This window comes from Pseudobutyrivibrio ruminis DSM 9787 (assembly GCF_900218035.1).
Taxonomy (GTDB): Bacteria; Bacillota; Clostridia; order Lachnospirales; family Lachnospiraceae; genus Pseudobutyrivibrio; species Pseudobutyrivibrio ruminis.
Map to the genome: position 1 here is coordinate 186,591 of NZ_OBMR01000007.1, position 13,244 is coordinate 199,834.

At 40.6% G+C, this 13,244-nt stretch carries 14 protein-coding genes; 4 read left to right on the forward strand and 10 right to left on the reverse strand.

The window, feature by feature from the left end; translation table 11 throughout:
- Positions 1–65: 65 nt before the first annotated feature.
- Positions 66–1,349: a MocR-like pyridoxine biosynthesis transcription factor PdxR gene (pdxR, locus tag CRN97_RS08405; protein ID WP_097076557.1), complete on the reverse strand. Its 1,284-nt coding sequence runs from the start codon at positions 1,347–1,349 to the stop codon at positions 66–68.
- A gap of 124 nt (positions 1,350–1,473) precedes the next feature.
- Here pdxR and CRN97_RS08410 point away from each other — a divergent pair, with 124 nt between their 5' ends.
- On the forward strand, positions 1,474–2,040 hold the full coding sequence (locus CRN97_RS08410; RefSeq protein ID WP_097076558.1) for an ECF transporter S component: 567 nt from the start codon (positions 1,474–1,476) through the stop codon (positions 2,038–2,040).
- Positions 2,041–2,162: 122 nt separating this feature from the next.
- Here CRN97_RS08410 and aspS read toward each other — a convergent pair whose 3' ends face one another.
- The 3 genes from aspS to CRN97_RS08425 form a co-directional block, all read right to left on the reverse strand.
- Entirely contained in the window at positions 2,163–3,926 is a 1,764-nt protein-coding gene (gene aspS, locus CRN97_RS08415) for an aspartate--tRNA ligase (protein WP_090394631.1), read from the reverse strand.
- Positions 3,927–4,034: 108 nt separating this feature from the next.
- Positions 4,035–4,496 (reverse strand): Fur family transcriptional regulator, encoded by a 462-nt coding sequence (locus CRN97_RS08420; protein WP_074791904.1) that lies wholly within the window; start codon positions 4,494–4,496, stop codon positions 4,035–4,037.
- A 58-nt stretch (positions 4,497–4,554) separates the two neighbouring features.
- Positions 4,555–4,935 (reverse strand): metal-dependent transcriptional regulator, encoded by a 381-nt coding sequence (locus CRN97_RS08425; protein WP_033154541.1) that lies wholly within the window; start codon positions 4,933–4,935, stop codon positions 4,555–4,557.
- 265 nt (positions 4,936–5,200) lie between these two features.
- Here CRN97_RS08425 and CRN97_RS08430 point away from each other — a divergent pair, with 265 nt between their 5' ends.
- The 3 genes from CRN97_RS08430 to CRN97_RS08440 are packed head-to-tail and all read left to right on the forward strand — an operon-like array spanning position 5,201 to position 7,122.
- Positions 5,201–5,638: a zf-TFIIB domain-containing protein gene (locus CRN97_RS08430; protein WP_242962040.1), complete on the forward strand. Its 438-nt coding sequence runs from the start codon at positions 5,201–5,203 to the stop codon at positions 5,636–5,638.
- Positions 5,639–5,652: 14 nt separating this feature from the next.
- On the forward strand, positions 5,653–6,498 hold the full coding sequence (locus tag CRN97_RS08435) for a DUF5685 family protein (RefSeq protein ID WP_097076559.1): 846 nt from the start codon (positions 5,653–5,655) through the stop codon (positions 6,496–6,498).
- A complete protein-coding gene (locus CRN97_RS08440; protein WP_097076560.1) occupies positions 6,499–7,122 on the forward strand; it encodes a J domain-containing protein in 624 nt (207 codons plus the stop codon).
- Positions 7,123–7,252: 130 nt separating this feature from the next.
- Here the strand turns inward: CRN97_RS08440 and CRN97_RS08445 are convergent, their stop codons facing one another.
- From CRN97_RS08445 to CRN97_RS08465, 6 genes are all read right to left on the reverse strand, one after another.
- The gene (locus CRN97_RS08445) at positions 7,253–8,185 is read right to left on the reverse strand and encodes an SGNH/GDSL hydrolase family protein (RefSeq protein ID WP_179670716.1); all 933 of its coding nucleotides are present in this window, start codon (positions 8,183–8,185) and stop codon (positions 7,253–7,255) included.
- A gap of 109 nt (positions 8,186–8,294) precedes the next feature.
- Complete coding sequence (locus CRN97_RS08450; RefSeq protein WP_033154545.1) at positions 8,295–8,639, reverse strand: hydrogenase maturation nickel metallochaperone HypA; 345 nt, start codon at positions 8,637–8,639, stop codon at positions 8,295–8,297.
- Between the two features lies 1 nt (position 8,640).
- Positions 8,641–11,523 (reverse strand): FAD-dependent oxidoreductase, encoded by a 2,883-nt coding sequence (locus tag CRN97_RS08455; RefSeq protein WP_097076562.1) that lies wholly within the window; start codon positions 11,521–11,523, stop codon positions 8,641–8,643.
- 61 nt (positions 11,524–11,584) lie between these two features.
- Positions 11,585–12,295, reverse strand: coding sequence for a carbon monoxide dehydrogenase (locus CRN97_RS08460; RefSeq protein ID WP_097076563.1), 711 nt, complete (start codon positions 12,293–12,295; stop codon positions 11,585–11,587).
- On the reverse strand, positions 12,295–12,453 hold the full coding sequence (locus CRN97_RS14150; protein WP_177175605.1) for a hypothetical protein: 159 nt from the start codon (positions 12,451–12,453) through the stop codon (positions 12,295–12,297). Before CRN97_RS14150 ends, CRN97_RS08460 begins: the two co-directional genes overlap by 1 nt.
- The gene (locus tag CRN97_RS08465) at positions 12,453–13,244 is read right to left on the reverse strand and encodes an acyl-CoA dehydratase activase (protein ID WP_044938319.1); all 792 of its coding nucleotides are present in this window, start codon (positions 13,242–13,244) and stop codon (positions 12,453–12,455) included. Before CRN97_RS08465 ends, CRN97_RS14150 begins: the two co-directional genes overlap by 1 nt.

The window sequence follows — 13,244 nt, forward strand, 5'->3', positions numbered from 1 at the left end:
TCCAACGCACTTTAGTGTGATAAATCACTAAACTATCTTATACTTTAGTACATTACCATACTAAACTATTTTTGTAAACTATCATTTAATTTCTGGATGGCGTTATTAATATTTTCAGACTCAATTTTACTGCAGGAAATTAATATAGTTGCAGCATTCTCGGCGGTTTCCAGGACATTTACTGCGACTGGCGAATTCTCAATTTTTTCACAAACCTTCTCCCCTTTTAGTTTCACCGCCATTTCCATTCCACTTTCACCCATAATAATTTCTGCATTATCAGAGAAGTGTTTTTGAAGCGCTTCATACATTAGATTTCTTTTATCATCGTATAGACGTTTTATCTTTTTAATATGTCTATCCAGATGCCCATCTCTTAGAAACTGAGCCAATGCAATCTGCTCAGCTTTAGAAGCCGTCTGGTTATACAAGCCTCTAAGCTGCAAGTATTCTTTTCTGGCTTTTTTAGGAAGTATCAAAAAACTTATTCTTACGCTAGGCAGCAAAACTCTTGAAAAAGATCCTAAGAAAGCAACATTCTCACCACCGGTCATAGCATAAAGACTAGGTGTAGGTTTGCTGGAATAAACGAATTCATTTTGATAATCATCCTCTATAAGAAGGTGGTTGTTTTTTGTCACATGCTCTGCCAGCTCTCTACGTCGTTTCATAGGCATAACATCACCCCATTTTGTCATATAGGATGGAGTTACATAAATGACATGACTTTCCTTATCTCTAAAATTAACAGTAAAACCTGCACTCTTAAACAGAATAGCTCCGTCCATAAAATCCTTTGTAGGAAAAGATATAGTTTTTTCTCCCGGAATCAATGGAATTAGAATCTGCAAAAGATTTTGGAAGCCCGCTCCAATTACAACATCATCTGCACTACAAATAATATTTCTATTTTTCCTAACATAGGCAGCTATTTCCTGTCGCAAGTCATACTCGCCTTGATTATTAGCATAGGACAGAAGCCTGTCTTCCTGCCTTAGAGCAGATTTCATATATCTCCTCCATAAATTCAGGCATGATACAGTTTTGTCCTCTCCTATAGTAGCTAAATTGTATTCATAAGGCTTAGTGCCAGAACTTGTGATATGAGTCAGCTGCTCCTCTGACTCATTATTGTTTTCCAACATATCAGAAACAAAATAGCCCACCTTTTCAACAGAATAAATATATCCATCGGCTGCCAGCTGTAAAAACCCGGTCTCAATAGAAGTACGACTAACCCCAAGAATCTTTTCAGAAGTCCTTATAGATGGCATTTTATCACCAGGTTTTAAGGCCCCCTCTTTCATTTGATTAATGTAATATTCACATACCTTTTCGTATACTTTCATATCTGTCCCCTAAAAAATAGTTAGTTTTGCGTATTTTTGTAATGTCAGTTTGGTGATATTATAGCTCCAACATAACAAATGAGGAAGTACTTTTTCGCAGAATTTATTTAATGGGAGGACAAACATGAGTAACACAGCAACAAAATCAACTGTAAACACTTCAGATCATACACGCACCTTGATAACAGCCGCATTATTTTCCGCTCTCACCTGTGTAGGTACAATGATTATAAAAATCCCAACGCCTACCATGGGATACATTCATCCAGGCGATGGATTCGTATTGCTATCAGGTCTTCTGTTGGGACCAATATGGGGAACTCTTGCAGCCGGAATCGGCTCTGCATTATCAGATTTAATTGGAGGCTATTTTGTTTATGTACCAGCCACCTTTATTATAAAAGCTTTAACAGCCTTGACTGCCTATCTGGTTTTTAAATTGCTCAAGAAGGTGATTTCTACAAAAACAGAATTGCCCCAATTAATTGTGAGTGGAATAATCGGGGAACTTGTTATGGTATTTGGTTATTTTATATTTGAAATTTTTATGCTTGCAATAGCAAACGGAACGGATTTGCAAGCTGGTGTAATCGCCTCACTGGCTGGCATCATACCAAACCTTATCCAAGCCACATTTGGCGTGGTAATCTGCACAGTATTCTATCCAGTAATACAAAAAATAAATAAATAATTCAAAAACTAAGAAAGCCCCCAGTAGGACACAAGCTCTATCATTTCTCAAATGAGACATTCCGTCGAATTGAGAAATCGATAGGCTTGTAGCCGTAACTGGGGGCTTTTGTATTGTATAGATTAATCTTCTTTAGGCATTACGATTGCGATGTGTACATCGTCAAGCTGCTTCTGATCTACAGTAGCAGGTGCATCCATCATAATATCCTGTGCATTCTTATTCATTGGGAATGGAATGATTTCACGAATAGATTCCTCACCAGCGATAAGCATAATCATACGGTCAACACCTGGAGCAATTCCTCCGTGTGGTGGTGCACCATAAGTAAATGCGTTGTACATAGCAGGGAACTTAGCCTTAACATCTTCCTCACCAAGCCCAACAAGCTTGAATGCTTCAATCATGATTTCTGGATCATGGTTTCTGATAGCACCAGATGAAAGCTCAACACCGTTACATACTAAGTCGTACTGGTATGCAAGGATATCAAGTGGCTCCTGTGTCTGAAGAGCTTCCTTGCCGCCCTGTGGCATTGAGAATGGGTTGTGGCAGAACTCAAGCTCTCCTGACTCCTCGCCGATTTCATACATTGGAAAATCAACGATCCAGCAGAACTCGTATGTATCCTTCTTCATGTGGCCCTCAGCAGCTGCGCCGAGAAGCTTTCTGAATACACCAGCTGTCTTCTGAGCTGTAAGAAGGTTTCCTGCAGCAAGACCAACGAAATCACCAGGCTTAAGACCAAGCTTATCAATAACAGCCTGCTTTCTCTCCTGAAGGAACTTTGCGATACCACCAACAAGCTCTCCGTTTTCATCGAGCTTGAACCAGTATGTCTTCTGAGCTGTAGCAACCTCTACCTCAGCGATCATAGCATCAATCTGCTTACGTGTAGCTGAAAGGTTATCAACAACAATAGCCTTAACAACATTGCCCTCGAATGGGCCAAATCCACAATCTGCCATAACATCTGTAGCATCCTGAAGAACAAGGTCGATACGAAGATCTGGCTTATCAGAACCGTACTTGTCCATAGCCTCAAGATATGGGATACGAACGAATGGAGCTGTTGAAGCGCTCTTGTATACACCGTACTTAGCAAAGATTGGAGGAAGTACATCCTCTACTACTGCGAATACGTCTTCCTGAGAAGCAAATGCCATCTCCATATCGAGCTGGTAGAACTCTCCTGGAGAACGGTCTGCACGAGCATCCTCATCACGGAAACATGGTGCAATCTGGAAATATCTATCGAAACCAGATGCCATAAGGATCTGCTTAAACTGCTGTGGTGCCTGTGGAAGTGCATAGAACTTGCCAGGGTGATTACGTGCTGGAACAAGGTAATCACGTGCTCCCTCAGGTGATGAGCATGTAAGGATTGGAGTTGTAATCTCCATGAAATCGTGAGCAATCATTGCGCTACGAAGCTCTGCAACGATTTTGCTACGAAGAATAATCTTGCTCTTAACCTCTGGGTTACGAAGATCAAGATAACGATACTTAAGACGTGTATTTTCATCAGCTTCCTTTGAACGGTTAATCTCGAATGGAAGCTCATTGTGGTCACACTTACCAAGAATTTTTATATCTGTAGGAACAACCTCAATCTCGCCAGTAGGGAGCTCTGTGTTCTTTGAAGAACGCTCACGAACAGTACCTGTTACAGAGATTGTAGACTCCTTGTTTACAGAATCGATGATAGCCATCATGTCTTCTGTCTCTACTACTACCTGTGTAGTGCCGTAAAAATCACGAAGAATAAGGAAACCAAGATTCTTCGAAACCTTTCTAATGTTTTCAAACCAACCAACTAAAGTAACTTCTTTTCCTGCATCTGCAAGGCGAAGCTCGTTACAGTTGTGTGTACGTGACTGAGTCATTGTGTATCTCCTCTTCTAAATTTGACATAACTAAAGGCCGTCAGTACACTGACAGCCTTTTAATAATACATCAGAATAACTATAAATTCAACTATTTGAGGGTATCAACTACATGGCCAAACGAGAAATTTTCTGGCCACTGATACGGCCCTTAGCCTTGAGCCCTTCGTAGAGTAAATCCTTAAGTTCTTCTCTTCCAATAACGATTTTAGAATCATCATCCAATGTAACTACAACATTGGTTTCACATGCAGGACAACTACCACCTGGACATGAGTCATCACAATCTGCATCCTCGCAAAGATGTCCACAGTTGCTGCAATCGACCTGATACATGTTTTTACGATTGATTACGCCGATTTCCTCAAGGGTATTTACCATACGATAAACAGTGGCGCTACCGATATTTTTATCCTTTTTAACTGCTTCCCTATATATTTCCTTAACACATGATGGATCACCATTTAAAATGATGTCCAAGATTGTTAATCTCTGTTTTGTAATTCGACAACCAGATTCTCTAAGCTGCTGAATAATAAGCTCTCTCTGGCCTGCTTCCATAATATCCATACTTCAGTACCCCTTGATAAAACTAAGAAAAACCCAGCCCTGTTTTAGGGCTGGAGTATTATTTTAAAATATTTTTTTCTGCGTAATCCTTGATTGCTTTAAAGCTTTCCTTGCTGAGAACATGCTCAATTCTGCATGCGTCCTCTGATGCGATTTCTTCGTCTACACCAAGCTTTACAAGGACATCTGTAAAGAACTCGTGACGTTCAAGAATCATCTCTGCAATAGCCTTGCCCTCATCTGTAAGGTATATATAACCTGCATCTGTAACAGTGATGTGATTCTTTTCACGAAGATTCTTCATAGCAATGCTGACTGATGATTTTTTGAAGTTCAATTCATTAGCAACATCTACCGAGCGAACAACTGGTAATTTCTTGCTGAGCATAAGTATAGTCTCAAGATAATTTTCTGCTGATTCGTTAACAAAAGTTCTCAAAACAACTCCTCCTAAACTAAATGGATTTTGAAATAAAATTTCAGTTGCACACAATCCACTTCACATAAACCTTATCATAAAACTTACCTCAGTGCAACTTATTAAACTAAAGTTAGTTTACACTAACCATTATATTATTTCAAGTATTCTAAATCAAATCTTAAACTTTTATTAAATACTTTTCCAAACTGTTGACGAACCCTATTTTAACAGTTAAAGTGCAACTAAACAACAACGGATTTACGTCCGATATGAGGAGGCCACAATGAACGATTTCAGATATAAAATGGCACAATTTTTCTCAGGTAGAACAGGTGTAGATGCACTTGGCAGAACAGTCACATGGATTGCTCTCATACTTATGCTTCTCACAATGATTACAGGTTCTAATATTTTCTATCTGATTGCAATGGCCTGCCTCGTATACAGTGTTTGGCGCATGCTTTCAAAGAACTATCAAAAGCGTTATTACGAAAATCAAAAGTTCCTTGAAAAGACAGCAGGAATCCGAAGAAAGTTTTCCAGCTTTCCTTATAAAGCAAAAACATTCTTCTCTCGCACAAAGGCAAACTATGAGCAGCGTAAGGTATATGCAATTTTCAAATGCCCAAACTGCAAACAAAAGCTTCGTGCCCCAAGAGGCAGAGGCAAAATACAAGTAACATGTAGTAAATGTCACGCTCAATTTATTAAAAGGGTATAGATAAGGTATCGATTTTGTTTGGATATATAAATGCTGATATAAAGCAGCTTTCAGAGGATGACAAAAAAATATATCAACAATTCTACTGTGGATTGTGTCATCAGCTTGGCAAGGAAGCCGGTTTCAAGGGACAACTCTTGCTTAATTACGACCTTTGCTTTTTAGCTATACTTCTGCAAAGTCTGTACGAGCCTGAGCTCAGTCAGGACACACATCGTTGCCTAATACATCCATTCAAAGTCAGAGATTTCTATAATAGTGACGCCATAAGATATGCTACAGACATGGACATTATCCTCTCATATCACAGTCTTATGGATAATTATAAAGATGATAATTCTAAAATTTCAAAGCTGGCTGCTGATAGTCTAAATAAAGACTACAATCGCATAAAGGATAAATATCCAAAGCAGACTGCGGCTGTTGAAAAATATATAGCGCAGCTTTCGGCTGCTGAAAAAGCCCGCGAAACCAACATTGATAAGGTTTCCAGCTATACCGGCGAAATGCTTGGTACTCTCATGAATTGGAAGGATGACGATTGGAGTTGTACCCTTCACTGTATGGGCTTTCATATGGGCAAGTTCATTTATATCATTGATGCCTATGAAGATTTAAAGAAGGATGAAAAAAATGGTAACTACAACCCTCTTTCATTTATGAAGAAGGAGTCGCCAAAGGAATTCGAAACCTTCGTGAGAATCAATCTCACATCTCTCATGGCAGAATGTGCAAAATCCTTTGAACGATTGCCAATAGTGGAGAATGCAGATATTCTTAGAAACATTATCTACACAGGTGTATGGACCAAATACGAGTACCTGCAGATAAAGAAAAACACTCCAAAGGAGAAACCATAAATGCTCAATCCTTACAGCGTTTTAGGTGTCGAAAGAGGCGCCTCAGATGAGGAAATAAAAAAAGCATACAGAAATCTCAGTAGAAAATATCATCCTGATGCCAATATCAATAATCCTAACAAGGCTCAGGCAGAAGAAAAATTCAAAGAGATTCAGGCAGCTTACAACCAGATAATGGATGAGCGCCAAAATGGCAGCTACTCTAACAGCTACAGTGACAACTACTCTTACGGATATAACTCCTACGGTAGTCAGGGCGCTGGCTCAGTAGAGATGCAGGCAGCTGCCAACTATATCAACGCCAGACAGTTTGCCGCCGCAATGAATGTGCTTTACAGCATTCCTGACAGCGGCCGAAATGGGCAGTGGTATTTCTTCGCTTCAGTAGCATCTCAGGGACTTGGCAATTTAAATGACGCCAGGGAATTCATTTCCAGGGCTATTGCATTAGAGCCAAGCAACTTTAGATATAGACAGTTTGAGCAAAGCATCAACTTTGCCAGTGGTTGGTATGAAAACAGAAGTGCCAGCTACGGCTACTACAGACCATATTCTGGTGTAGCCAGATGGTGTATTAGCATGGCTTTCTTAAACTTAATTTGCAACCTATGTTGCTTCTTTTAATTAGTTAATTACTTGGTCATTCGGACCGTTCATATATTTTCTCCCTTCAAATGCATGTCGGTTGATGTGCAAAAGAAAAGAACCTTGGGCTTCAGCCACCCAAAGGTTCTTTTTTCGTTTTAAATATTATTTATAATTCATCAGTTACTTTCTGAATTAGACTTGTAAAATCATTTGTAGTGGTAGTGAAAATCTGATCCTTTTTACCTGCTCCAAATGCATTTTTAAAATCGTTCTTTAATCCAACTTGACCACTCTGATTTGGATGAATATCTGCTATTCCTCCTGCCTCATTATATTGGAAATAATAAATGTTGGCCAAATCTGAATTATCTACATAGTATACCTTGTCATTATAAGCAGCTGCATCCTTAAAGTAGTTTTGAACCTCATTAGCTGCCACGCCATACTGCTCAGCTAACAATGCGCTTTCGTCTGTTGTAAAAGCAAACATATCCTGGAACATTCTTGTAAATGTTTCCTGCTCAAAATATACTGTTGCTATGTAGATATCTGCATCTGCGTTGTACTCTCGGATAGTAGAAATAATCTGATCTAAATCATCTTTTACACCAGTAATGTATGTTTGATGATAGTAGTTGTCTTTGTCTGCAAGTACGTCAGTAGCCTGTGTAATACATGTAGGGATATCTGTTTCTGGTGGGAAATAATAATAAAATGGAAGTGAAATCAATCCACTATCTGCCAAACTATAAATCATGGCATATGTAATATTATTTGCACCAACCTGTAATGTAATTACATTTGAATTCTTGATGTCGTTAATGACAGTCTCATCTGTCTTAATCTGCTCAAGCACATCCCCTGTCTTGTAACCTCCAATACCGTGATTACAAAGTGTCATATACACATCATACTGAAGCATATCTGTACACAAGTATTCTGGATATGTGGTCCAATCCTTTCCAGCGTATGTGTTTGGGTCTGTCAAACTATCCCCCAATGCTGTATAAACAAGACTAAGCGTAGTGGCATTTGCCTGAGTGGATAAAACAAAAACACTAAGCACCACTGATGCTAATGATATTAGTTTTTTCTTCATAATAAGTCGCCTACTTTTCTGTTTTCTCTTTAATGTTTTAACTGTATTATATTCTTTCATACAGTTTAAATATTGTCAAGCAAGGCTTATTTGAAGAACTGCATCTCTTTTAGTCAGCTATAACCTCTTTGAGGATAACCTCGTTTCCTGTAACAAGATAAGTGTTGCCACTGCCACAATGTGGACATGTTTTGCCGTAAGCAACTGTCTCGTACTCCTGTTTACAATCCTCGCAGAAAGTCACTGCCTTAATAGTTTCGCAAGTAAGCTTGCTGCCATCAAGTCTTGGATACTTTTTAGCATTCCAAGCCCAGCAATCAATAAGATAGTCCGGAATAACTGTAGATACCTCACCAATCGAAAGAACTACTTCACTGATGTGATCTGCATTATTCTCCTGAGCTACCTCTTCTACCTGTTTCGCCACATGAAACACAATACCTAATTCATGCATATTACTTATTACCCTTCTTATACTCCTTGTGGGCCTTTTCTGCAGCCTTCTCCGCGTCAGTCTTACGCGAGAATGCAATCTTAGCCGCACGTTTTACTGCATAAGCACCGATATACTTGAATTTATCCTCAGACTTAACCATGTGTGTGCACTCTGGATGAGTTCTGTGGAGGGTGATAGCGTCGAAGGCACACTTAGTTGTGCAGACACCACATCCGATACACTTATTCTCATCAACAACTGATGCGCCACACTTTAAGCAACGGCTAGCCTCAGCCTTTACCTGCTCTTCTGTAAGTGTAAGGTGAGCATCACGGAATGAATGCTTCATATCAATGCTTGTATCTATAGCTGGCTCATTTCTGCCCGCTGTGTCATATTCTTCCACAAGAATGTTGTCTTTGTCAAGCTCAATAAAGTCACGACGATTCTTACCGATTGTCATAGAGCAGCCTGGCTGTACGAATCTGTGAAGAGAATCTGCTGCACACTTACCAGCTTCGATAGCGTCGATAGCAAACTTAGGACCAGAATATACATCACCACCAACAAAAATGTCTGGCTGTGCTGTCTGGTATGTAAGTTTGTCCGCTACTGGATAATTACCGTGCCAGAATTCTACCTTTTCTTTTCCATCACCAAGGAGTCCGCCCCACTCGATGCCCTGACCGATAGCAAAGATGATGTGCTTGCACTCTACTGTCATTGTGTCATTCTCATCGTACTGAGGATTGAACTTGTGGTCAGCATCAAATACAGATGTACACTTCTTGAATACGATACCAGATACATTGCCATCAGCATCCTTGAGAACTTCCTTTGGACCCCAACCATTGTTGATTGCGATGTCTTCTTCAAGAGTCTCTGTAATTTCTGAGTTATTAGCTGGCATCTCGTCTCTAGACTCAAGACAGAACATCTGTGGGTTGCCAGCACCAAATCTAGCAGCTGTACGTACGCAGTCGATAGCTACGTTACCACCACCGACAACAACTACGTTGCCTTCCATCTTCTGGCTCTGGTCTTCAAGTGCCTTGTGAAGGAATGTAACAGCGATATCAATACCATCCTTTGCGTCTGTTCCAGGGATTGGTGGAATCTTACCACCCTGACATCCGATTGCTATATAGAATGCCTTGTAGCCCTGAGCACGAAGCTCATCAAGTGTGATATCCTTACCAACTTCAACGTTGCACTTAATCGTGGCGCCAAGCTGACGGATAACATCGATTTCAGCTTCAACAACATCCTTCTCAAGCTTCCATGTTGGAATACCCCATGTGAGCATACCACCTGGACGGCTGTTCTTTTCGAATACTGTTGGCTTGTAACCCTTTGTTGCAAGATAGTAAGCACATGAAAGACCTGCAGGGCCTGAACCGATGATTGCAATCTTGTCATCCCACTGTGTTAAACGGTTTGAAGGGATGTCGATTGGTGGAATATATCTTGTCTCAGCATGAAGATCACGCTCAGCAATAAACTTCTTGATATCATCGATAGCAACTGGTGCATCGATAGTGCCACGTGTACAAGCAGCCTCACATCTCTTGTTACATACACGACCGCAGATAGCTGGGAATGGGTTATCCTTCTTGATGAGTGCAAGAGCATCATCATAGCGGCCATTCTTTGCCATGTTTACATAACCCTGAACAGATACGTGTGCAGGACATGCTACCTTACATGGAGCTGTACCTGTGTCATAGCAGTTCTTTCTATTGTCATCACGATAATTCTCGTTGTATTTATCCTTGCCCCAGTGAACTCTGTCTGGAAGAACTACCTTTGGATATTCAACCTCGCTACCATCCTTCTTGCAAAGCTTCTGACCAAGCTTAACAGCGCCTGCTGGGCAGTACTCAACACACTTACCACAAGCCACACACTTCTCAGCTTCAACGTGAGCTGTGTATGCTGAACGTGACATATTAGGTGTGTTGAAAAGCTGTGATGTACGAAGGGCATTACAAATGTTTACGTTACAGTTGCAAAGACCGAAGATTTTGTTTTCACCATCGATGTTTGTAATCTGGTGAACGAAGCCAAGTGTCTCAGCACGCTCAACGATGCGCATAGCCTCTTCGTATGTGATATCGTGGCCCTTGCCTGTCTCACGACAGTAGTCAGCGAAATCACCAAGACCGATACACCAGTTCATCTCGTCATCACCGCAACCTTCTTCTAGGCAGGCACGTGATACACGGCATGAACATTGGCCTACACCGATATGGCCTTCGTATTTCTTGAGCCAATATGAAATCTGCTCAAGGTCTACCTTTTCGTTTTCGAACTCGATAGCCTTCTCAACAGGAATTACGTGCATACCTACACCAGCGCCGCCTGGTGGGATGAGGTGTGTCAAACCATCAAGTGGAATGTATGTCATTCTCTCGAAGAATGATGCTACAGCTGGATGCTGCTTAATTCTATTGTTTGAACGCTCACCTGGAACTGACTCTTCCATGTTGAAAAGCTCAGCAGAACCTGGAACAAAGATAGGAAGCACATATCTTCTCTCAGACTGTGGTGCTGTACGTCCATTGTGGTCATAGTGGTTACCATAATCGTACTCTAAAAGTCCGATGTATGACATATCATCAAGTAACTTCTGGAAAGCCTCTTTATCCTTTGCTTTCTCAGGATTCATTTTGCAGAGATCCTCAAATGTGTAGTGATGACGAACCTTCATTGTAAGGCCAACCTCAGCCATCTCCTCTGTTACGATTTCTGCAAGACCCCAGTACTCTGGGTCCTCTACCTTAACGCCAAACATCTTGTGTGGCATTACATCTGTTATTTTTCTTCCAAGCTCAATAATCTTCTTGCTTGGCTCTTTATCGTTCATATGTGGTGGAACGATTACTTTGCTCATTTCTGGCATATCCTATACTCCCTTTCTTAACTATAATCCGGCAGTTACGCCTACTGCCTCATTTAAATATTTAATGAACTGAGAAATGGAGTTCACGCAAGCCCTCCACTTCATCACAAACCTTCTGCAATGAGCAGCTTCCGCAGTCCATCATTACATTCTTGAAGATATGATCTATTGCGCCAGTGATATCTTCAAGATGCTTTGCCTGCTCAGCTAATGACCTGTAGTCAAAAGCTGGGTCAGTTATAAATATGAGCTTTACAGCTTCAATATTTTTGTTTTCATGGTAGGTATCAAGGAACAGCTTTCCGACCTTGGCAAAATCTAATCCCTCATTGAGAGCTTCCTTGCCAACTCGTACCGGCTCTCTGTTGTTTGATGCAGAGATGCGTGTCATGTACCCCTTAGGATTAATGTGATACCTAACGTATTCTATTTTTCTAATTGCATTATAAAGTGCATTGCCATCCCCAAGGCTTTCCTCAGCCACCTTCACAATGGCTATTCTTGCGTATGGCGTGTCGTTTTTGATTTCATTTAAATCTGGACCAATCAAAATAACTTCATCCGCATTTACGAATTCGTCATTACAGGTAACAGCCATAGCTGATACTGCAGGATTAGTACCTCCTCCCAATTCATAAGCCATATCAGCTCTAAGAATTAGATTATGGTCTCCCACATCAGTCCAATTCGCATTTACGATATCAAGACTCTTGGCCTTAGAAATATCTAATCCAGCAAGCAACTCTTTAATGCTTTCATCATATAGCTTCATTAAATCTTTCTATCTTTCTTAATCTTATCGTAATGCTTTGCAAGCAGTGGCTGTAATGCGCTTGTGAGCTTCATATCCAGGTTGAAAAAGTAAACTATCATGGATAAAATCCAAAGGCATATCAACACTATTGCGATAATTCCTAAAACTTTCAACATTATCTATTTCCTTTCTTGCGAGCAAACTCAGCTGCACCAAGTGCACCCATGAGCTGTGGGTCAATTGGAAGGTCTATAACCTTCAGCTTAAGAACCTGCTCGATGGCAGCCTTGAGTCCTGCATTCTTTGCGCATCCACCTGTAAGTGTAATCTTATCTGTGGCACCAGCCTTCTTAGACATTACAAAGCATCTCTTTGCAACTGAAAGCTCAATACCTGCTGCAATTTCATCCATTGGCTTTCCCTCTCCAACAAGAGAGATTACCTCTGACTCCGCAAATACGGTACACTGAGCTGTAATTGGAATGACATTCTTGGCCTTGAGAGAAAGATTTGAGAACTCATCCAAATCCATCTCAAATGCTCTAGCCATGGCCTCAAAGAAACGACCTGTTCCTGCTGCACACTTATCATTCATGGCAAAATTAAGAACTGTTCCATCAGTATCAACTGCTATTCCCTTTACATCCTGACCACCGATATCAATGATAGCCTTTACTGTTGGGTCAGCCACATGGACACCCATAGCATGGCAGCTAATCTCTGAGATATTTTCATCTGCAAAAGGAACCTTGTTACGGCCATATCCTGTACCTACAAGATAAGTCAAATCCTCTGCACTATTTAAATCTGGCACCTGTGCCACTGCCTGATCAAGGGCATCCTGACAAGATAGCACAGCATTTATCCTACTCTTTAAGGTGACGTCCGCCACCATTTTTCCATTCTCATCTATAATGACACATTTAGTATATGTACTACCTGAGTCACATCCACCAAAATATTTCAT

Excerpts from the sequence above, each read along its gene's own strand:
- pdxR (WP_097076557.1), bottom strand. The coding sequence starts at position 1,349 with ATGAAAGTATACGAAAAGGTATGTGAATATTACATTAATCAAATGAAA.
- CRN97_RS08410 (WP_097076558.1), top strand. The coding sequence starts at position 1,474 with ATGAGTAACACAGCAACAAAATCAACTGTAAACACTTCAGATCATACA.
- aspS (WP_090394631.1), bottom strand. The coding sequence starts at position 3,926 with ATGACTCAGTCACGTACACACAACTGTAACGAGCTTCGCCTTGCAGAT.
- CRN97_RS08420 (WP_074791904.1), bottom strand. The coding sequence starts at position 4,496 with ATGGATATTATGGAAGCAGGCCAGAGAGAGCTTATTATTCAGCAGCTT.
- CRN97_RS08430 (WP_242962040.1), top strand. The coding sequence starts at position 5,201 with ATGAACGATTTCAGATATAAAATGGCACAATTTTTCTCAGGTAGAACA.
- CRN97_RS08440 (WP_097076560.1), top strand. The coding sequence starts at position 6,499 with ATGCTCAATCCTTACAGCGTTTTAGGTGTCGAAAGAGGCGCCTCAGAT.
- CRN97_RS08445 (WP_179670716.1), bottom strand. The coding sequence starts at position 8,185 with ATGAAGAAAAAACTAATATCATTAGCATCAGTGGTGCTTAGTGTTTTT.
- CRN97_RS08450 (WP_033154545.1), bottom strand. The coding sequence starts at position 8,639 with ATGCATGAATTAGGTATTGTGTTTCATGTGGCGAAACAGGTAGAAGAG.
- CRN97_RS08455 (WP_097076562.1), bottom strand. The coding sequence starts at position 11,523 with ATGCCAGAAATGAGCAAAGTAATCGTTCCACCACATATGAACGATAAA.
- CRN97_RS08460 (WP_097076563.1), bottom strand. The coding sequence starts at position 12,295 with ATGAAGCTATATGATGAAAGCATTAAAGAGTTGCTTGCTGGATTAGAT.
- CRN97_RS14150 (WP_177175605.1), bottom strand. The coding sequence starts at position 12,453 with ATGTTGAAAGTTTTAGGAATTATCGCAATAGTGTTGATATGCCTTTGG.
- CRN97_RS08465 (WP_044938319.1), bottom strand. The coding sequence starts at position 13,244 with ATGAAATATTTTGGTGGATGTGACTCAGGTAGTACATATACTAAATGT.